General features: G+C 66.7%; 17 protein-coding genes. 10 read left to right on the top strand and 7 right to left on the bottom strand.

Features of this window, described 5'->3' with window-relative positions; genetic code table 11:
- Positions 1 to 6: 6 nt before the first annotated feature.
- From IB255_RS20110 to IB255_RS20100, 3 genes are all read right to left on the bottom strand, one after another.
- On the bottom strand, positions 7 to 636 hold the full coding sequence (locus IB255_RS20110) for a response regulator transcription factor (RefSeq protein WP_168190511.1): 630 nt from the start codon (positions 634 to 636) through the stop codon (positions 7 to 9).
- A gap of 89 nt (positions 637 to 725) precedes the next feature.
- Positions 726 to 1,097, bottom strand: a complete 372-nt coding sequence (locus tag IB255_RS20105; protein WP_081518282.1) for a response regulator transcription factor — start codon at positions 1,095 to 1,097, stop codon at positions 726 to 728.
- Positions 1,097 to 3,907 carry a PAS domain-containing protein gene (locus tag IB255_RS20100; protein ID WP_081518281.1) on the bottom strand — a complete coding sequence of 937 codons (2,811 nt, stop codon included), beginning with the start codon at positions 3,905 to 3,907 and terminating at the stop codon, positions 1,097 to 1,099. The genes IB255_RS20105 and IB255_RS20100 overlap by 1 nt, the downstream gene beginning before the upstream one ends.
- A gap of 221 nt (positions 3,908 to 4,128) precedes the next feature.
- Between IB255_RS20100 and IB255_RS20095 the strand changes: the two genes are divergently transcribed.
- The 5 genes from IB255_RS20095 to IB255_RS20075 all read left to right on the top strand — a co-directional run bounded on the left by IB255_RS20095 (position 4,129) and on the right by IB255_RS20075 (position 8,809).
- Positions 4,129 to 5,478 carry an epoxide hydrolase family protein gene (locus tag IB255_RS20095; RefSeq protein ID WP_225594933.1) on the top strand — a complete coding sequence of 450 codons (1,350 nt, stop codon included), beginning with the start codon at positions 4,129 to 4,131 and terminating at the stop codon, positions 5,476 to 5,478.
- A gap of 57 nt (positions 5,479 to 5,535) precedes the next feature.
- Entirely contained in the window at positions 5,536 to 6,543 is a 1,008-nt protein-coding gene (locus IB255_RS20090; protein ID WP_081518699.1) for an alpha/beta fold hydrolase, read from the top strand.
- Between the two features lie 14 nt (positions 6,544 to 6,557).
- The gene (locus IB255_RS20085; protein WP_081518280.1) at positions 6,558 to 7,058 is read left to right on the top strand and encodes a cytochrome P460 family protein; all 501 of its coding nucleotides are present in this window, start codon (positions 6,558 to 6,560) and stop codon (positions 7,056 to 7,058) included.
- Positions 7,059 to 7,116: 58 nt separating this feature from the next.
- Positions 7,117 to 7,953 carry an oxidoreductase gene (locus IB255_RS20080; RefSeq protein ID WP_192210764.1) on the top strand — a complete coding sequence of 279 codons (837 nt, stop codon included), beginning with the start codon at positions 7,117 to 7,119 and terminating at the stop codon, positions 7,951 to 7,953.
- 82 nt (positions 7,954 to 8,035) lie between these two features.
- On the top strand, positions 8,036 to 8,809 hold the full coding sequence (locus IB255_RS20075; protein WP_192210763.1) for an alpha/beta fold hydrolase: 774 nt from the start codon (positions 8,036 to 8,038) through the stop codon (positions 8,807 to 8,809).
- Positions 8,810 to 9,028: 219 nt separating this feature from the next.
- Here IB255_RS20075 and IB255_RS20070 read toward each other — a convergent pair whose 3' ends face one another.
- Both IB255_RS20070 and IB255_RS20065 read right to left on the bottom strand, forming a co-directional pair.
- Positions 9,029 to 9,547, bottom strand: a complete 519-nt coding sequence (locus IB255_RS20070) for a ProQ/FinO family protein (protein WP_081518277.1) — start codon at positions 9,545 to 9,547, stop codon at positions 9,029 to 9,031.
- A 345-nt stretch (positions 9,548 to 9,892) separates the two neighbouring features.
- On the bottom strand, positions 9,893 to 10,324 hold the full coding sequence (locus IB255_RS20065) for a hypothetical protein (protein ID WP_081518275.1): 432 nt from the start codon (positions 10,322 to 10,324) through the stop codon (positions 9,893 to 9,895).
- A gap of 377 nt (positions 10,325 to 10,701) precedes the next feature.
- Between IB255_RS20065 and IB255_RS20060 the strand changes: the two genes are divergently transcribed.
- Complete coding sequence (locus IB255_RS20060; RefSeq protein ID WP_081518274.1) at positions 10,702 to 11,628, top strand: cation diffusion facilitator family transporter; 927 nt, start codon at positions 10,702 to 10,704, stop codon at positions 11,626 to 11,628.
- A gap of 45 nt (positions 11,629 to 11,673) precedes the next feature.
- On the opposite strand, the gene IB255_RS20055 is transcribed toward IB255_RS20060, so the two are convergent.
- Positions 11,674 to 12,717, bottom strand: a complete 1,044-nt coding sequence (locus tag IB255_RS20055; protein ID WP_192210762.1) for a helix-turn-helix transcriptional regulator — start codon at positions 12,715 to 12,717, stop codon at positions 11,674 to 11,676.
- 135 nt (positions 12,718 to 12,852) lie between these two features.
- Here IB255_RS20055 and IB255_RS20050 point away from each other — a divergent pair, with 135 nt between their 5' ends.
- The 4 genes from IB255_RS20050 to IB255_RS20035 all read left to right on the top strand — a co-directional run bounded on the left by IB255_RS20050 (position 12,853) and on the right by IB255_RS20035 (position 18,636).
- Positions 12,853 to 14,673 (top strand): DUF1302 domain-containing protein, encoded by a 1,821-nt coding sequence (locus IB255_RS20050; RefSeq protein WP_192210761.1) that lies wholly within the window; start codon positions 12,853 to 12,855, stop codon positions 14,671 to 14,673.
- A 2-nt stretch (positions 14,674 to 14,675) separates the two neighbouring features.
- On the top strand, positions 14,676 to 16,022 hold the full coding sequence (locus IB255_RS20045) for a DUF1329 domain-containing protein (RefSeq protein ID WP_081518272.1): 1,347 nt from the start codon (positions 14,676 to 14,678) through the stop codon (positions 16,020 to 16,022).
- A gap of 61 nt (positions 16,023 to 16,083) precedes the next feature.
- A complete protein-coding gene (locus IB255_RS20040; protein WP_192210760.1) occupies positions 16,084 to 17,466 on the top strand; it encodes a DUF1254 domain-containing protein in 1,383 nt (460 codons plus the stop codon).
- A 180-nt stretch (positions 17,467 to 17,646) separates the two neighbouring features.
- Positions 17,647 to 18,636 (top strand): AraC family transcriptional regulator, encoded by a 990-nt coding sequence (locus tag IB255_RS20035; RefSeq protein ID WP_177429488.1) that lies wholly within the window; start codon positions 17,647 to 17,649, stop codon positions 18,634 to 18,636.
- Here IB255_RS20035 and IB255_RS20030 read toward each other — a convergent pair.
- The gene (locus IB255_RS20030; protein WP_192210759.1) at positions 18,633 to 19,166 is read right to left on the bottom strand and encodes a GNAT family N-acetyltransferase; all 534 of its coding nucleotides are present in this window, start codon (positions 19,164 to 19,166) and stop codon (positions 18,633 to 18,635) included. The two genes, IB255_RS20035 and IB255_RS20030, sit on opposite strands and share 4 nt — an antisense overlap.
- Between the last annotated feature and the right edge of the window lie 62 nt (positions 19,167 to 19,228).

Below are 19,228 nucleotides of genomic sequence, written 5' to 3'. Positions count from 1 at the left end.
GCGATATCAGCGGCTCTCGGCCGGCCCGATGGCGAGCAATGCCGCCATGTTCACCAGGTCCGGCAGCGTGCGCGCCTGCATCTTGCGCATGACCCGGCCACGGTGCGCCTTCACGGTGATCTCGCTGATGCCCAGGTCGGCGGCAACCTGCTTGTTCAGACGGCCGGCCACCACCATCTCCAGCACTTCCCGCTCGCGGCTGGTGAGCAGGGCGTAAGCCTGGCGCAGGGCGTCGAGGCGGGACTGCTGGCCGAGCGCTGCGCGGCTGTGTTCCAGGGCGTCGGTGATGGCCTGCAGCAGCGTATCGCTGTCGAACGGCTTGGTGAGGAACTCCACCGCGCCCGCCTTCATCGCACGCACGGTGAGCGGTACGTCGCCGTAGCCGGTGATGAAGATGATCGGCATCGCCGGGCGCTCGCCGGCCACGCTGCGCTGCAGGTCGAGCCCGTTGAGGTCCGGCAGGTTGACGTCCAGCACCAGGCAGCACGGCGCGAGGCTCGGCGGCTGGTCGAGGAAGGCGCTGGCGGCCTCGAACAGCACCGGCTGCCAGCCGGCCGAGCGGATCAGCAGCTCCAGTGATTCGCGCACCGAGATGTCGTCGTCGACCACGTAGACAATGGGTGTCGCCTCTGACATGGACCGGGTTTCCGTTCGCGGGGATGAGCCGGGTTGAAGGGGAGAGTGGTGCAACATGCCATGTCCTCCGAGTGGCGTCGACCGGGCTGTCAGCCGACCGGCAGGGCGGCGCTGAGCGCCTTGAGCAGTTCCGCTTCGCTGAACGGCTTGAGCAGGCAGGCCACTGCGCCCAGGGCGAGCAGGCGTGGGCAGGTGGTTGCGTCGCTGTAAGCGGTGATGAAGATGATCGGTACGGGGATCGCGCGCGCGGCCAGCTCCTTCTGCAGCTGCGGCCCGCTCATGCCCGGCATCGACACGTCGAGGATCAGGCAGCGGGTGCGCTGCAGGGCGTCCGAGGCGAGGAAGTCCTCCGCGCAGGAGAACGCGTTCACCTCGAAGCCGAACTCGCGCAGCAGGTCCGGCAGGGATTCGCGCACCGATTCGTCGTCATCGACCACCGACACGAGCAGGGGCGTGGCCATCAGCAGATCTCCGTCGGTTGGTCGTGGCTGGTCGGTGCCGGCGTCAGTGCCTGCGGCAGCGCGAAGATGAAGGTGGAGCCCGGCCCGTCGTGGGTGGTAGCCCAGACCCGGCCGGCGTGGTGCTCGATGATCGAGCGGCTGACCCACAGGCCGATGCCCATGCCCGACTGCTTGGTGCTGAAGAAGGCATCGAACAGGCGCCCGGCGTCCTCCGGCGCGAAGCCCGCGCCGTTGTCGCGGACCGCCAGGAAGATGCTCGCGTCCAGGTCATGGCCGGTGCTGATGCGCAGCTGGCGCGGGCGGTCGTGCACTTCGTCCAGCGCATCGATGGCATTGAGGATGAGGTTGAGGATCACCTGTTGCAGCTGCACGCGGTCGCCGCTCACGGCGGGCAACCCTTCCTGCAGCGTGGGCAGCACCGTGACACCGTGGCGCTGCAGCTCGTTGTGCAGCATGGCGATGACTTCCCGCGTGGCCTCGTTCAGGTCCACCTGTTCGCTGACCGTTTCGTGGCGGGCGAACAGGGCGCGCAGGCGCTTGATCACATCCGCCGCGCGGTTGCCGTCGCGGATGGTGCGCCGCGCGGTTTCCCGAGCACCTTCCAGGTTGGGAGTTTGCGCACCCAGCATGCGCAGGCAGGTGCTGGCATTGGTGATGATGCCCGACAGCGGCTGGTTGACCTCATGGGCGATGGACGCAGTCAGCGCGCCCAGGCTGGCGACGCGGGCGACATGGGCCAGTTCGGCGCGGGTCCGGTGCAGGGTCTCCTCGGCGAGGCGGCGCTGGGTGACGTCCTGCGCCGTGGCGATGTACAGCAGTGCGCCGTCGGCTTCGCGGGTGGCCTGCGCGACCAGGTGGACGTGGCGCACGGCGCCGCTGGGGAGCAGCAGCCGGTGTTCATGCTCGAAGTCGCAGCCGTCGCGGCGCTGGCGCCGGAGCATGGCTTCCACCGTGGCGCGGTCGTCCGGGTGGATGCGCGAGAAGATCAGATCGAAGCCCGGCGTCAGGCCCGGCTGCAGGTCGAGGAGACGGTAGATTTCCTCCGACCAGGCGATCTCGTCGTTATCCACGCGCCAGGAGAAGGTGCCGGTGAGGCTGATGCGCTGGGCCTTGGCCAGGAAGGCTTCGCTCTGGCGCAGGGCCGCTTCGCTGCGCGCGCGGTCGATGGCGATGCTGGCGAGGTGGGTGAACTGCGAAATGAGCGCGCACTGGTTTTCGGCCACCTTCTGGGGCTGGCCGAAATAGACCGAGAGGATGCCGCTCACTTCGCCGTGGTTGGACACCACCGGGATCGCCGCCAGCGCGCGCAGCCCGCAAGCCTGCGCGTGTTGCCGCCAGGCGGGCCAGCGTGTTTCGCCGTCCAGGTCGTCGATCTGCACGGTGGCGTTTCCGAGCACGGCTTGCGCTTGCGGGCTGCTGAGCGCGTCCACCGGCTGGCCGTCCGTGCCGCCATACATCGAAGTCGGCAGGTGCGGTGCGGCGCCGGCCTGCAGGCGCAGCGTCGCTTCGGGCAAGCGGCCATGGCGCGGCGCGACCAGGGTGATGGCGCAGCGGCTGCCCTCGAGGTTGGCTTCCACCAGTTGGCAAAGGGTTTCCAGCACCTGCGGCAGGGCGCAGCCGCCGGCCATCAGGCCGAGCAGGCGTTTTTCGCCGGCCAGCAGCAGCTCGGCGCGCTTGCGCACATGGATGTCGGTGTTGCCGCCGTACCATTTCAGCACGCGGCCAGCCGCGTCCAGCTGGGGCACCGCGCGGATGAGGAACCAGCGGTAGCTGCCGTCGAAGCGGCGCAGGCGCGCTTCGAACTCGCCGGCGCTGCCCGCTTCCAGCAGGCCCTGCCAGTAGACGCCCAGTGCCGGCGCGTCGTCGGGGTGCAGGGCGGTCATCCAGCCAACGCCGGCGGCGCTTTCCGGGGTCATGCCGGTGTAGTCGAACCAGCGCTGGTTGAGGAACTCCACGCTGCCGCCCGGATCGGTGCGCCAGACGAAGCCGGGCACGGCGTCGATCAGGGTGCGCAGGCGGTCCTCGGAAACGCTGACCTCTTCCAGTGCCTGGGCCAGCGACTTCTGCGCCTGGGCGATCAAGGCCTGGTCGCGCCGCTGTTCGTCGATGTCCACCTTCAGCACGAACCAGCGCTGAATACGCCCCTCGGCATCGCGGTGGGGCAGGCCGCGCACGTGGAACCAGCGGTAGATGCCGTCCGCGCCGCGCACCCGCTGCTGGAAGTTGTACGGATCGCCGCTGGCCACCGAGTGCTTCCAGGCGGCCAGCGCGCAGGGCAGGTCTTCGGGGTGGATGGTGTCGGAGCTGGTCCAGCGTCGCAGCTCATCGAAGCTGGCGCCGAGGTACTCGCGGTTGTGCCGGTTGACGCACTCCAGCTCGCCGGTGGGCGTCATCAGCGAGATCAGCGCGGGAATGCTGTCGATCAGGTCCTGTGTCTCGCGCGTCACGGTCAGGGGCGGCGCCGGCAGCAGGTCCTCGATGTCGATGCTCTGGCCGCACCAGCCGGTGGGCTCGCCGAGGTCATTGGTGAGCGGGCGGGCGCGCAGCAGGAAGCGGCGATAGACACCGTCGTGCCGGCGCAGGCGGGCCTGCAGGTCATGGGCGACGCCGGACTGGCGGATGGCGCTCCAGGCGTGCTGCAGCGCCGGCAGGTCGTCGGGATGCACCAGCGCCTGCCAGGCATGCTCGCCGAGGGCGTCGGGGGCGCGCCCGGCATAGAGGCGCCAGGCCTGGTTGACGCTTTCCAGGCGGCCTTCGACGCTGGCGGTCCACGCCATGTCGGGCAGCTTGTCGACGACTTCGTTGTGCATACCGGTCCTCTCCCGGCGCTAGCCGTGGGGCGAGCATGCGCCTTGCTGGCGGGGCTGCCAATGATACCTAGGTGTCGGCCGCGGCACCGCAAGTGCGTCACGCGCCGGGCCCGATACCAAGGTATCGACCGACACCATGGTGCAATCGCGGCACCTCCCGGGCTTTGTTGAGATCGCTGCAGGTCGCCGATCCGTCGGCCAGTGACTCAGGGAGATCGACCATGCCTGCCGCCTTGTTATCGCCTCACCTTCGCCGCCGCTTCAGCCGCACGCTCATGGCCTCCGCCGTGGGCCTGTTCCTGCTCGGTGACGGCCAGCATCACCTGCTCCAACAGACCTTTGCCGCGACCGCCAGCAGCGCCGCCACCGCCGATGACAGCGTGCGGCCGTTCCGCATCCAGGTGCCGCAGGAACAACTGGACGATCTGCGCCGGCGCATCGCCGCGACGCGCTGGCCGGACCGCGAGACGGTCAACGATGCCTCGCAGGGCATCCAGCTGGAGAAAGTCCGAGCGCTGGTGGACTACTGGGGCAAGGACTATGACTGGCGCCGCGCCGAAGCCCGGCTCAACGCGCTGCCGCAGTTCATCACCCGTATCGATGGCGTGGACATCCAGTTCATCCACGTGCGTTCGAAAGAGCCGCATGCCATGCCGCTGATCCTTACCCACGGCTGGCCCGGCTCGCCGTTGGAGTTCCTCAAGACCATCGGTCCGCTGACCGACCCGGTGGCTTATGGCGGGCGCGCGGAAGACGCCTTCGACGTGGTGATCCCGGCGATCCCCGGCCATGGCTTTTCCGGCAGGCCGACCGCCACCGGCTGGGGCCCGGACCGGGTGGCCCGCGCCTGGGACGTGCTGATGAAGCGCCTGGGCTACAGCCACTATGTGTCCCAGGGTGGCGACCATGGCTCGGTGATCTCCGATGCCCTCGGCCGCCTGGCCCCACCCGGCCTGCTGGGCATCCACCTGAACATGCCGGCGACGGTGCCGCCGGAACTGGTCGGGCCGATCAACAGCGGCGCTCCGGCTCCAGCCGGGCTGGGCGCCGACGAGCGCCGCGCCTTCGACGCGCTGAGTACCTTCTTCGGCCGCAATGCCGCCTACGGCGCGATGATGGTGACCCGCCCGCAGACCATCGGCTATTCCCTGGCCGATTCGCCCGCCGGCATGGCCGCGTGGATGTACGAGAAATTCGCCGCCTGGACCGACAGCGGTGGCGAGCCCGAGCGCGTGCTGAGCCGCGACGAGATGCTCGACGACATCTCGCTCTACTGGTTGACCAACACCGGCGCTTCCTCCTCGCGCTTCTACTGGGAGAACAACAACAACAACTTCAGCGCCGCCGCGCAGAAGACCTCGCAGATCAAGGTGCCGGTGGCCATCACCGTATTCCCCGGCGAGATCTACCGGGCGCCGAAAAGCTGGGCGCAGCGCGCCTATCCCTCGCTGGATTACTTCCACGCGGTGGACAAGGGCGGCCACTTCGCCGCCTGGGAGCAACCTCAGCTGTTCAGCGAGGAACTGCGCGAAGCGTTCCGCCCGCTGCGAGCTGGCCTCACCAGCCACTGAACCCGCCGAATGCCGGCAACCATCGGGCAGGCCGAACGCCTGCCCTGGAGAACCCTGATGACCCTGTTCAAGCATCCGCACCTCGGCGCCTCGGCGCTGGCCATCGCCCTGGCGCAATTCACCTCCTGCTCGGTGGCGCAGGCCGCTACCGCGCCATCGACCGACCCGGCGTTCGGCACGCTCAAGCACGTCGACGCCGGCCTGCTCAACGTCGCCTACGCCGAAGCCGGCCCGGCCGATGGACCGGTGGTGATCCTGCTGCACGGCTGGCCGTACGACATCCACAGCTACACCGAGGTGGCGCCGCAACTGGCCGCCAAGGGCTATCACGTGCTGGTTCCCTATGCCCGCGGCTACGGCGAAACGCGCTTCCTCTCCGCCTCGACCCGGCGCAATGGCGAGCCGGCCGCGCTGGCGGTGGACGTCATCGACTTCATGGATGCACTGAAGATCAAGAGCGCCGTACTGGCCGGTTACGACTGGGGCGCGCGCTCGGCGGACATCGTCGCGGCGCTCTGGCCGGAGCGGGTGAAGGCGTTGGTGTCGGTCAGCGGTTACCTGATCGGCAGCCAGGAGGCGGGCAAGGCGCCGCTGCCGCCAGCCGCCGAGCTGCAGTGGTGGTACCAGTTCTACTTCTCCACCGAGCGCGGCAAGGCCGGCTACGACAAGTACCGCCACGAGTTCGCCAGGCTGATCTGGCAACTGGCTTCGCCGCAGTGGAAGTTCGACGACGCCACCTTCGAACGCAGCGCCCAGGCCCTGGACAACCCCGACCACGGCGCGATCTCCATCCACAACTATCGCTGGCGCCTGAACCTTGCCGAAGGCGAACCGCGCTACGCGGAGCTGGAGAAGAAACTCGCAGCCTTCCCGAGCATCAAGGTGCCGACCATCACCCTCGAAGGCGACGCCAACGGCGCGCCGCACCCGCCGGCCGAGGCCTACGCCAAACGCTTCAGCGGCAAGTACGAGTACCGCCTGATCACCGGCGGCATCGGCCACAACCTGCCGCAGGAGGCGCCGGACGCCTTCGTCAAGGCGGTGGTCGACGCCGATCATCTGTGAGCCGGAGAGCCGCCATGAACATCACTGGAAACACGCTGCGCCGTATCGCCCTGACCGGCTTCGCCCTGCTGGTGGCGACAGGCGCCAGGGCCGACGGTGACGCCTCGCCGATCTACGGCGTGCGCATGCCCGAGGGCTACCGCAATTGGCAGCTGGTGGCGCCCGCCCAGGAGGCGGCGCCGCTGAACGAACTGCGCGCCGTGCTGGGTAACGACATCGCCATGAAGGCCTACCGCGCCGGCACCTTGCCGTTCCCTGACGGCAGCGTGCTGGCCAAGCTCGCCTGGAAGCACGTGCAGTCGCCGGAGTTCGAGCCGGCGTCGATCCCCGGCGCGGCCACCACCGTGCAGTTCATGGTCAAGGACTCGAAGAAGTACGCGGCTACCGGCGGCTGGGGCTTCGCCCGCTTCATCGACGGCAAGCCCGCCGATGAAGCGCAGCACCAGACCTGCCTGGCCTGCCACCAGGCGCGGGTGAAGGACCACGACCTGGTCTTCACCCGCTACGCACCCTGATAGCTGCTCCTGAGCACTGCACCTTGAGCGCTATACCTTGAGAGAAGTGGAGGTTCCCATGAACCAACGATGGCTGATCACCGGTTGCTCCCGCGGCCTGGGCCGCGCGTTGGCCGAGGCCGTGCTGCAGGCCGGGCACCGCCTGCTGGCCACCGCCCGCGATCCGGATGTCCTGGCGGACCTCGCCCGGATCTACCCGCAGACGCTGCGCCTGGCGCCGCTGGACGTCACCGACCCGGCCGCCGCACAGGACGCCGTGGGGCAGATGGTCGAGGAATTCGGCGGGCTCGACGTGCTGGTCAACAACGCCGGCTTCGGCAACGTCAACTCGGTGGAAGACACCTCGCTGGAGGAGTTCCGCCGGGAGATCGAGACCAACCTGTTCGGCACCATCATCGTCACCAAGGCGGCCATCCCGGTTCTGCGCCGGCAGCGCAGCGGCCACATCATCCAGCTGTCGTCGGTGGGCGGGCGCATCGGCGCGCCAGGGCGTGCGCCCTATTCGGCGGCGAAGTGGGGCGTGGAGGGCTTCTCCGAAGTGCTGGCGCGCGAGATGGCGCTGGTCGGCGTGCGGGTGACGATCATCGAGCCCGGCGGCCTGCGCACCGACTTCGCCGGTGCTTCGACGACGCTCTCGGAAGGGCGCCTCGAGTACGACGCCGTGGTCGGTGCGGTGGCGCGCCGGCAGCGCGCCTACGACGGTCAGCAACCGGGTGATCCGCAACGCGCCGCGCAGGCGATCCTCGCGGTGGCCTGGATGGATCGTCCGCCGTTGCGCCTGGCCCTGGGCAGCGATGCGCTGCAGGCCATCGAGAACGCCGACAAGGCACGCCTGGCTGAGCTGCGCCTGTGGCGCGAGCTTAGCCAGTCCAGCGATTTTCCCCGCTCGGCATGAGCGTTCCCCGCACGGTCCGAGATTCCCCCGAGCCGCCGTGCGGGGCTTTTTATTCCTCACATCCTCAGCAAGGAGATCCACCATGAAGACGACCCTCACCGCCCTGGCGCTCGCCAGCGGCCTGCTGGCCGGCAGCGCCTTTGCGGCCACGGTGAAACCGACCGTGGTGCTGGTACACGGCGCCTTTGCCGACGCGTCCAGCTGGAACGGCGTGACCCGCATCCTGGAAAAGGACGGCTACAGCGTGATCGCCGCCGCCAATCCGCTGCGCGGCGTGGCCAGCGACGGCGCCTACATCGGCAACATAGTCGGCAGCGTCAAGGGCCCGGTGGTGCTGGTGGGGCATTCCTACGGCGGCAACGTGATCAGCGCGGCGGCCAGCGACCGGGACAACGTCAAGGCGCTGGTCTACGTCGCCGCGTTCGCCCCGCAGAAAGGGGAGAGCGCTGCCGAACTGGCCGGCAAGTTCCCCGGCAGCACCCTCGGCCCGACCCTGGCCGCCCCGGTGGCGCTGGCCGATGGCGGCAACGACCTGTACATCCAGCAGGACAAGTTCCACGACCAGTTCGCCGCCGATGTTCCCGCCGGCGAAGCCGCGCTGATGGCGGCGGCGCAGCGGCCGGTCACCGAGGCCGCGCTGAACGAGAAGGCCGGTGCAGCTGCCTGGACGGCGATCCCCTCGTGGTTCGTGTACGGCGACAAGGACCGCAACATTCCGCCGCAGGCCTTGGCTTTCATGGCGCAGCGTGCCAAGGCGAAGGACGTCGTGGTGGTCAGCGGGGCTTCCCATGTGGTCATGGTCTCGCACCCCGAGGCGGTGGCACGTTCCATCGAGAAGGCAGCTACCGGCTACTGATCGCCGGGAGCAGGTTGTTGCGTGACGGCTGGCGCTTCACTGCGCTGGTACCATCGGAGACAGCGGGGCAAATGGCTTCTGCCAGGTGTGGGTGCAACCCGTGAACGCAACACGCTGAACCCTGTGTGAGCAGAGGCAGCTTCCGACCTGAAGCGGACTGCCGTATCGGCCAATCCCCCATCCGGGTGATGGCCGATACGATTCGGTGCGCGAGCGAGCTCAGTCGGGGGTCTGAGCTGCGTTGGTCTCAGCAGCGGAATCGGCAGCGACCGGAGTGCGGTTCTTCAACTTCTCGCGATTCCGACGTTCCTGGCTGCGATGACGGGCAGCCTGCTGCTTCGCATGCAGGGCCTGGGCGGCGGTCACGGTGCCGACGGGCTGGCCGTTCAAGTCCAGACGCGGCGCGTTCTCCACCATGCTGGCCCAGTATCGGGTTCCCTTGCACCAGGCCGCGACGCCCAGTTTGAGCTGCTCGCTGGTAATCCCCAGTTGCGCCAGGTGTTGCTCGGCATCCTTGAGAATCCCCTCCTTGAGCGGAACCTTGGGCGCCGGATTCACCGGGAAAGCCAACGGGAAATGCCGCTGCAAGCGCCAGATCGCTTCCAGCGCAGGATCCTGCTCGCGAGGTTTCTCCTGCGGTGTGGTCTTCGGCTTGCGGCGCTTCTCGTTAGCGGCCTTGGCCTGCTCTTTTTCAGCCCGCAGGCGGTCACGTAGCCCAGCTAGTTGTTCAAAACCCATCGTTCAATTCACAGCTTCGAGGTTGATTGCGTGGTGCAAGGTTATTCCATACAGCTCTCGGGATCACCTGTATCAGCACAATTCGTCGCTGTTTTCGTCGGTTAAGGGTGAATTCGCAGCCGACAGAGGCTCGGCGCAAAGCCTTCCGGAGGGCCGAGTGGCTGATCCTCAAACCGTCGCCGGGTGCAGATGAATCTCTACATGGCCTTGCTGGGCGCGGGTCGATGCACTGGGTGTTCCTGCTGGCGTGCCTGGTCAGCGCGGTGGCCTTCGCGCTGTCGTGGTTGCTGCAAGAGGTGCCGCTGCGCAAGGCCTGAGCTTGCTCGGAAGAGGCAGCGCTGCTGACTACTGTCCCGCTTTCAGGCGAAGGGCTGCGCTCTGCCGGCGCAGATAGACAAATGCCAGGACGTAGGGGACCACGGCAAGGAAGGCGCAAGCCAGGAAGGGGAGCGAAAGGTGGTTCAACGCCGGGGTGAGGCTCAAATCCATGCTTTGCATGATGTAGGGGAGTGTACCGAGGATGCCGCATGCGACGGTCCCGGAAACGGCGCTGACCGCATAAAGCAGAAGAATCAGCCATTGCCCTGTGCTGCCCTTCTCGGCGGGCTTCAATAGCAGGAGTGCGTAGGCGAACGAGATCAGCGAAAGGCCCACGAGCAACATCGTCAAGGGCAGGCTGTTGGGGTAGTGCTTGACCCCGTTCAGCAGATTGAACGCACCTGACAGTGCGCTGATGACGGAAACCGCAAACATGACCGCGAGATTGACGCTCCGCATGACGCTTCCTTGTGTGTGGCGATAAGCGCGTGAAACGAACGGACCGTGCCGGGCGTTCGTGCCGGGTGTCGCTGCAGTTCCTTGAGCAATCCCCACCAGCGCTGGCCTGTCGGCAAACCGGGTGAGCGGCTGGTTGCGTGCAGCTTACGAAGACACCGGCAACCTGTCCATTGGGCAGCCGGCCTGGGCCTCACTGATCGCCGAGGCCCATTTCCGCAGAGCACTTGCCTTGCGATCGCGCATAGCGACTTTGCCCAGGCGCCAATAGCCTTGGTGCGGGCGCTGGCATATAGTCGCGCCCCCCAGCGAAGCCGCCAGCTCCCATCGGGCCTGCATCCGGCTACGCAACCACTCAAGGCGCGAGGAGCACGCCAGTCATGAAAACAGAACAGGGCATCCTGCGGCTTTCCATCATCGTTACCGTCCTGCTGGCCGGTTTCGGGATCATCGTCGGCCTGCTTTCGGGATCCTTCTCCATCGTCTTCGACGGCGTGTACTCCCTGGCCGATGCCAGCATGAGCGGCCTGGCGCTGATGGTGGCAACCCTGATCCGCCGCCATACCACCGAGGGCGACGCCAGCCGGCGTCTGGCCGAGCGGTTCAACATGGGATTCTGGCACCTGGAACCCATGGTGCTGGCGCTCAACGGCACGCTGCTGTCAGGCGTCACGCTGTACGCGCTGATCAACGCCATCGGCCGGTTGCTGACGGGCGGCCATGCGCTGGAGTTCGGTTTCGCCATCCTCTACGCGGCAGTTGCCACGCTGGTCTGTTTCGCCCTGGCGGCGGTGCAGTTCCGCGCCAACAAACGCATCGGCTCGGACTTCGTCGCCCTCGACGCGAAGTCCTGGGTGATGTCCGGCAGCATTTCCCTGGCCTTGCTGATCGCCTTCCTGGTCGGTGATGTGGCCACCGTGAGCGGCTACGCGCACATCGGCCCTTATGTCGACCCGGCGGTGCTGGCGCTGATCTGCCTGGTGATTCTGCCGATTCCCTTCCTGACCATCCGCCAGGCCTTCAAGGACATCCTCCTGGTCACCCCGCCGGAGCTCAAGGAGCACGTCGACGAGGTGGCCGCGGCTGTCGTCTCGCAGCATGGCTTCCTGGCGTACCAGGCCTACGTCGCCAAGGTCGGGCGAGCGCAGCAGATCGAGCTGTATTTCATCGTTCCGCCGGACTGGCCGGCGCAGACGCTCGCCGAATGGGACAGGCTGCGCGACGAGATCGGCGAGGCCATCGGCGGCGAAGGCCCCAATCGCTGGCTGACCATCGCCTTCACCACTGACCCGCTCTGGACCCGCTGAGGGGTATTGGGGCCGGGGATTGCCGCCGCTCGCGCGGCGATCGCCTCATTGCCTCTGCATCCGGTACGCGCCGGGCGTGGCGCCATACCAGCGGCGGAAGGCGCGGATGAAGCTGGACTGTTCATCGAAGCCGAGCCGGTCGGCGATCTCGGCGATGGTGCTGGCGGTGGCTTGCAGCAGGTCCACCGCCAGCAGGCGTCGGTGCTCCTCGACAATGCGGCCGTAGGACCAGCCATCGCGCTGCAATGCGCGGTGCAGAGTGCGCGGCGTCATGTGCAGACGAGTCGCTACTTCATCCAGCCCCGGATTGTCCGCCAGCCTGTGCAGGACCTCGGCGCACACGCGCTCAAGCTCCGAGCCGGTTTCGGTCTGCGCGGCGTACTCGCGCAATGACAGCTTCAGCGCTTCATGGATGGCCGGGCTGCCCCCATCGCGTGGTTCCTGCAGGGCGGCGAGGTCAAGGAGCATTTCGTCCCGGCAGGAGGAGAACACCACCGGTGCCCGGATGACCTGCAACCAGGGCCGCGGATCGGACGGCTCCGGGCGCCGCAGGCGCACTTCGCGCAATGCCGGCAATGCACCGGGAGCGCTGCGCAGGTGGCGCAGTTGGCGAACCATCCAGTAGTCCACTTCAGGAAGGGCCAGCTGATAATCGTTGACGGGCCGAAGAGTCAGCCGCAGGCAGTCGCCATGCTGTTCGAGCCGCTGCTCGAAATGTGCGGCGACCAGTGGCCAGAAGTGCAGCATCTGCTGCAACGCCGAATAGCGATCCGGCATCAGCTGCATCAGATAGGCCAGACCCTGCATCTGCACCGGGTCCAGTTGCCGGGCCAGCTCCAGGCCGATGGCCGGGTCCGCGCTCTGCTCCAGCGCCACTTCCCAGAAGCGCCGCGCGAGAAACAGTGGCAGGCGCAGATTGCCCGCGCGCAAGGCCGCAGGATCGACACCCCACGCCGGGAAGAAATACGCCAGGTCCACGCCCTGGTCCTCCAGCCCCTGTACCCACGACAGGATGATGGAGCCGCATAAGGCCCCCCTATGTCGGTGCTCGGGAAAACTATTTGTCCCTTCCTGACTATCTGCCGACACCGCGCTGCTCCCATCTTGCCCACGGGCTGCGGTCACTCCGCACCCGGGACTGGAATTTAGTGGGCGCCTCTGTCGCCGGCAACTCCCCCGAGTCCCTCGACCTGCCAACTACAACAACTACAGGTACGTCTCAGCATGAATCACCTTCTGCATGCCCGGGGAATCGCACGCCCCAGCCTGCTGGCGCTGTGCATCGGCGCCGCCATCAGCCCAGGCGCCCACGGCGTCACCTGGCAGCTCAACGACGACTGGAGCGCCACCTCCAATACCACGCTCAGCCTCGGCACCAGCTGGGCTCTGGACGCTCCCGACAAGCACCTGCTGACCGCGGCCGATGCGCGCAGCATCGGCCGCGAGGGCAGCGGCATCAACTACAACGGCGACGACGGCAAGCTCAACTACCGCCGCAACGAGACAATCTCCACGCTGTTCAAGGGCCTGACCGACCTGGATGTGCAGGACGGCAACCAGGGCGTGTTCCTGCGCTTCAAGTACTGGTACGACCAGGCGATGGAGGAGGGCAATGGCGACTTCCAGCGTTTCGACGATTCCGGCTGGCAGGACCTGGCCAGATTCAAGGGCTTCGAGAACCTCGACGCCTACGTCTGGAAGGACTTCCAGGTTGCCGATCGCAAGCTGGGTGTGAAGGTCGGCAAGCAGGTACTCAGCTGGGGTGAAGCGCTGTTCCTGCAGAACGGCATCAACGCCATCAACCCGCTGGATGCATCGGCTTTCAACCGCCCCGGCGTCGAGCTCAAGGAAGGCCAGCTGCCGGTGGAGATGGTCAGCTTCAACTACGACCTCGCGGACTCGCTCAGCCTCGAGGGCTTCTGGCAGTACAACTTCCGCCCGACGGTGCTGGATGGCTGCGGCACCTTCTTCAGCAGCAACGACAACATCGCCGAAGGTTGCCAGGTCGATTACATGGTCTCCGGCGGCACCGGCACCACCGGCCAGGCGCTGGCCCAGGGGCGTTACCTGCAGCGCACCAGCACCGACTATCCCAGCGATACCGGCCAGTACGGCCTGGCCATGCACTACGTGATCGAAGCGCTCAACGACGCGGACCTGGGTGTCTACTACGCCAACTACCACAGCCGTACGCCGCTGATTAACGGGGTGATCGCCCGCAAAGGGCCAGTATCGGCCTCTCGCACCAACCTCAATACCGGTGACTACTTCACCGTCTACCCCGAAGACATCCATATGTTCGGCTTGAGCATGAGCGGCGTAGCGGGCACCACCGCGCTGTTCGGCGAACTCAGCTACCGGCCGAACATGCCGCTGGGCTACAACCCCGCGGACCTGGTGGCACTGCTCTCCGGGCAGGCCAATACGCCGATCCTGCCGATGACCGCCGCCGAGCTCGGCGCCGCCAGGGGCGATGAAGTGCAGGGCTACGTGCGCTTGCCAGTCTGGCAGTTCAGCCTTGGCGCCACCGACACGGTGAACAATGTCCTGGGCGCTACTCGCCTGGCCTGGGCAGGAGAGGCGGGGGCCAACCTGATCCAGGGCATCGGTGATGATCGACTGGGCCGAGCCGGCTCGTTCGGCCGCACTCCGCCCACCAATGGCGTGCAGTGCAGTGCTGCCTCCGCAGCCGGCATTCCCGGTGGTGTGACGGCCGCGCAGCTGGCTGACTACAACGCCGACAACTGCAACACCGACGGGCTGATGAGTCACTTCTCCTGGGGCTATCGCCTGCGCCTGGCGCTGAACTACGAGGACCTGCTGCCGGCGACGGTGGTTACACCCTCGATCAACTGGCGCCACGACGTGCAGGGCTACGGCCCGAACTTCCAGGAAGGCCAGCAGGCGGCAGGACTCGCCCTGACCTTCGACTACCGCAACAACTACTCGCTGGAGCTGGCCTACAACAGCTTCTTCGGCTCCAACGAGTTCTCCACTGTCGATGACCGTGACTTCGCCTCTGTCACCCTGAAAGCGAGCTTCTAGCCATGCGCCCACTTCTTTGCAAACTTTCCCTGGCGGTCGCTCTCGTAGCCGCTTGCGGCCTGGCGCAAGCCAAGCAGACCGACGCCGCATTGCTCGACGGCAAGCTCACTCCGGTAGGCGCCGAACGCGCCGCGAACGCCGACGGCAGCATTCCTGCCTGGACTGGCGGCATGAAGGCCGGCGCCGCCGCCATTGCCGGTAATGGCGACTACAGCGACCCGTTTGCCAGCGAGCAGCCGCTGTATGTGGTCAGCAAGGCCAATCTGGCGCAGTACAAGGACCTGCTCAGCCCCGGCCAGCAGGCCATGTTCGTCCGCTACCCCGACTACCGCATGCGTGTCTTCCCCAGTCACCGCAGCGCGGTCATTCCCCAGGCGTACCTGGACGAATCGCGCAAGAACCTCACCCAGACAGGCCTGGCAGACAACGGCAACGGCCTGACCAACTATCACTTCGGCGTTCCCTTCCCGGAACCCACCGAGGCGCTGGAAGTGCTGTGGAACCACATCACCCGCTACCGCGGTGGCTCGATCGCGCGTGACTTCTCCTCGGCCACTGTGCAGGCCAAGGGCGACTACACGCTGGTCACCTACCGGCAACTGGTGGGCTTCCGCGAGAAAATCAGTGACCTCGAACCGGAAGCGAACCTGCTGTTCTACACCCGTGTGCAGACCAACAGCCCATCACGTTATGCCGGCGAAGTGACGCTGGTACAGGAGCCGATCAACCAGGTCAGCACCCCGCGTGCAGCCTGGCAGTACAACCCCGGCCAGCGCCGCGTGCGTCGCGCGCCGACTGTGGCCTACGACAACAGCGCGCGGTACAGCTTCGGCCAGGTGGTTTCCGACAGCGTCGATGGCTTCAATGGTGCGCCCGATCGCTACGACTGGAAGCTGATCGGCAAGCGCGAAATGCTGGTGGGCTACAACGCCTTCGGCCTCGCCAGCAAGCAGGTCGGCTACGACCAGATGCTCAAGCCGGGCTACATCAACCCGGACGTCAACCGCTACGAGAAACACCGAGTGTGGGTCATCGAGGCCACCCTCAAGCCGGGAGCCCGGCATGTCTACGGCAAGCGTCGCTTCTACATCGACGAAGACACCTGGCAGGTCATGGCCAGCGACATCTACGACAACCGTGGCGAGCTGTGGCGCAACTACGAGTCGTTCCTGACCATGTACCACGACCTGCAGCTGCCGATGACCGCGGCCGAAGCCACCTATGACCTGATCTCCGGGATCTATGCGGTGAACTACCTGACCAACGCGATCGATCACCGCGCCGAGTTCGGCAAGGAAGTGAAGGAGGCCGAGTTCACCCCGGCCGAACTCAAGCGACTGGGCAAGTAAGCGCGGGCAGGGGCCGTGAGGCACGGCCCCTGCGAACCCTACCTCTGAGGATCGATCACAGATGCCATTCTCCAAGCGAACCCGAATCGGCCTGGGGCTGACCGGTGCTGTGCTGTTGGCCGCCGCTGGTGCCGGATACAGCCTTTATCAACAAGCCCGCGCCACGGCCGAGGCCTACGCCTTCGGCTACCCGCTGGTGATCATGGAGCTGACCAAGCAATACCAGCTTGGTCGCGGCCAGACTTCGGTGAACCAACTCAATCACCGTCTGCGCTTCCCCGATTACCGTTTCAACAGCGTCGTCGCGCCTAACGTCGACACGCTCTATTCGCTGTCTCACCTGGACCTGCGATCGGGGCCGGTGGTGCTGAGTGTTCCCGACACGGACGGGTACTACTACATGATGCCGATCCTGGATGCCTGGACCAACGTGGTGGCCAGCCCCGGCCCCCGTACCCAGGGCAGCAAGGCCGGTCGCTTCCTGATCGCCGGCCCGCACTGGCAGGGCACTCTGCCGGAGGGCATGCAGCTCATCCGGGTGCCCACGCAGATGGCCTGGATCATCGGCCGCTTCAAGAGCCACGGCCCGAGCGACTACGCCGAAATCAACGCCCTGCAACGCCAGTTCGACCTGCGTCCGCTCGAGCAGGGACAGACGGCTTCACAGCGGGACCCGGCCATGGCCAGGTTGCCGAAGCTGAGCGACGACCTGCCGCCGGACCAGCAGTTGCAGGGCTGGACCCAGGATGAATTCTTCTCGGCGTTCTGCCAGTTGCTCGCGGACAACCCGCCCAGCGGTCTCGACGACGAGCAGATGCGCCGCATCAGAAACGCTGGCCTGGTCAGCGCGGACTGCCAGCCCCATCAATCTGCCTGGCAGCGCCTGGGCAGCCGCATCGGCTACCGCAAGGTCACCGACCTGATGGCGCATTCCGAGGAGCTGCGCGACAAGCTGCCCACGGTCAACGGCTGGAGGGTCAGCTACGACATGGGGGCATACGCGGACCGTTATGCCCAGCGAGCGCTGGTGGCGAAAATGGGCCTGGGTGCCAACACGGCGGACGACGCGATCTATCCCAATACCCGTGCCGACAAGGATGGCCAGCTGCTCAGCGGACGGCATCGCTACGTGATCCACTTCGACAAGGCACAGCTGCCACCGGTGAAGGGTTTCTGGTCGCTCACGCTGTACAACCCCCAGCTGCTGCTCGCCGACAACCCGCTGAACCGCTACGCCGTCGGCGACCGTGACGATCTGCACTACAACGCCGACGGCTCGCTGGACCTGTACATCCAGCACGAAGCGCCCGAGCGCCCGGAGTTGCGCAACAACTGGCTGCCTGCGCCGGACAGCGAGTTCAGCCTGTTCCTGCGCCTCTACTGGCCGAAGCCGGAGGTCCTCCAGCGTGACTGGCAACCGCCGCTGGTGCAGCGGGAGTCCTGATTCATCGTGCGACTGCTCCTTTGTGCCCCGGCCCCCACCGGGGCTTTTTTTGCAGGGGAGGTTGAATGCGCTGCGCGCCGCGGCCATGCTCGTTTCAGAGCCACCGTCCGTCAGCCGATCATGAAGCGCACTTCCCCTGTCTCACTGCCGCCCAGCACACAGGCTACTGTCGTGCGCTGCATGGCGACCACCCTGGGCCAGCACTACGGGATCGATCCCATCCCGGTGCTCAGGCGCGCAGGGATCGATCCGGGCATCATGCAGGAGGTCGACGCACGCCTGCCCATCACCTCGCTCAGCCCTCTGTGGTTGCTCTGCGCAGAAGTCACTGGCGACGCGAACTTCGGCATCCGCGCGGCACGTTACCACCAGTCCGCCAACCTCTACGGGATGGACCTGGCGCTATACGCCTGCACCACGCTCGGCGAGGCTGTGCAGCGCCATGTGCAGCTGGTCAACCTGGCCAGCACCGTAGGCCAGCCGCTGTTGAGACAGGACGAGCGGAGTGACTGGCGGATGGAGTTCCACCTCAATGGTGGTTACACGCCCACGGACATTGCCCGCGACTTCTACTGGCATTTCCACGTACGCATGTTCGAACGCCTGACGGGAAAGCCGGCTGCCACATTCATGCGCGGCATCGAGCTGGCCCGGACGAGCCCGGCGGACCGGCAGGAGTGGGACGCGCTGAATGTGCGGGTCAGCTTCGATCAGCCGCTGAGCGCCTTTGTGTTCCACAATGCTTCCTGGGATTTGCCTCTGCCGGGGGCCAACCCGCGCCTGCTTGCCCAGGTGGAACGCCCCATTCTGCAGTACCTGGCCCAGCACGGCATGCCGCTGCCGCTCAGCGCCCTGCGCGCGCGCCTGGCGGAATTGCTCACCGGGCCGAGTTCACTGGAGGAACTGGCGGGGCATCTGGATATTGCCCGTGGGCAGCTCGAGACGGCCTTGCAGCAGCACGGCCTGAGCTTTGCCCAGCTGCTCGACCAGACGCGGGAGGCGCAGGCGCTGCAACTGCTACGCGATCCGCAGTGGTCGATGGAGCAGATCGCCGAGCGAATCGGCTTCAGCAGCACCAGCAGCCTGATCCGCGCCTTCCGCCGCTGGCAGGACTGCACGCCGCTGGCCTGGCGCAAGCGCTGGCTGTCGCAGGAGTCGGGGCGGGTCTAGGCGCTGCCCCAGCGCTGGCGCGGCAACTCATAGCAGAGCCAGGATGCGGGCGTGCCGGAGAGGTCCAGGTCCGCCTGATAGGCCAGCCTCGCGCCCAGCTTGGCCGTGCCTTTCTGCGAGCGGATATTGCTCGGCGCGATGTGGAACCACACGCGCTCGAAATGCTGGAAGGCATGGCCGAGCATCAGCGTCTTCAGCTCGCGGTTGGTCGCGCCGCCCCAGTAGCGGTGGTTGATGAAGGTGAAGCCGATGCCGATGTCGGCCGGCTGGTCCGGTACCGGGTAGTAGCGCGAGCAGCCGATGGCCGCGCCTGTCTGTCGGTCGAGGATCAGCAGGCAGCCGCCGGCCTGTACCAGGAACTGGAAGTAGGGCTCGAAGACTTCGCGGCGATAGCGCTCGGTGGCCGGGTGGCCGGCCCAGGTTTCCGGCGCATTGGCAGCGGCGAACAACGAGTCGAAATCATCGGCGCGCAGCGGGCGCAATTGCAGGGTGTGGCCGAGCAGGGTCGGCTGGTCATCGAAGGCGGTCATGCCGTGCTCCAGGGTGGCTGGAGCCCAGCTTAAGGGGGGAATGGTCCGTCGCCGAGTGCCAA

The sequence above is a fragment of the Pseudomonas sp. PDM22 genome (assembly GCF_014851965.1).
Classification (GTDB): Bacteria; Pseudomonadota; Gammaproteobacteria; order Pseudomonadales; family Pseudomonadaceae; genus Pseudomonas.
This window is presented reverse-complemented; position numbering and strand designations above follow the sequence as displayed.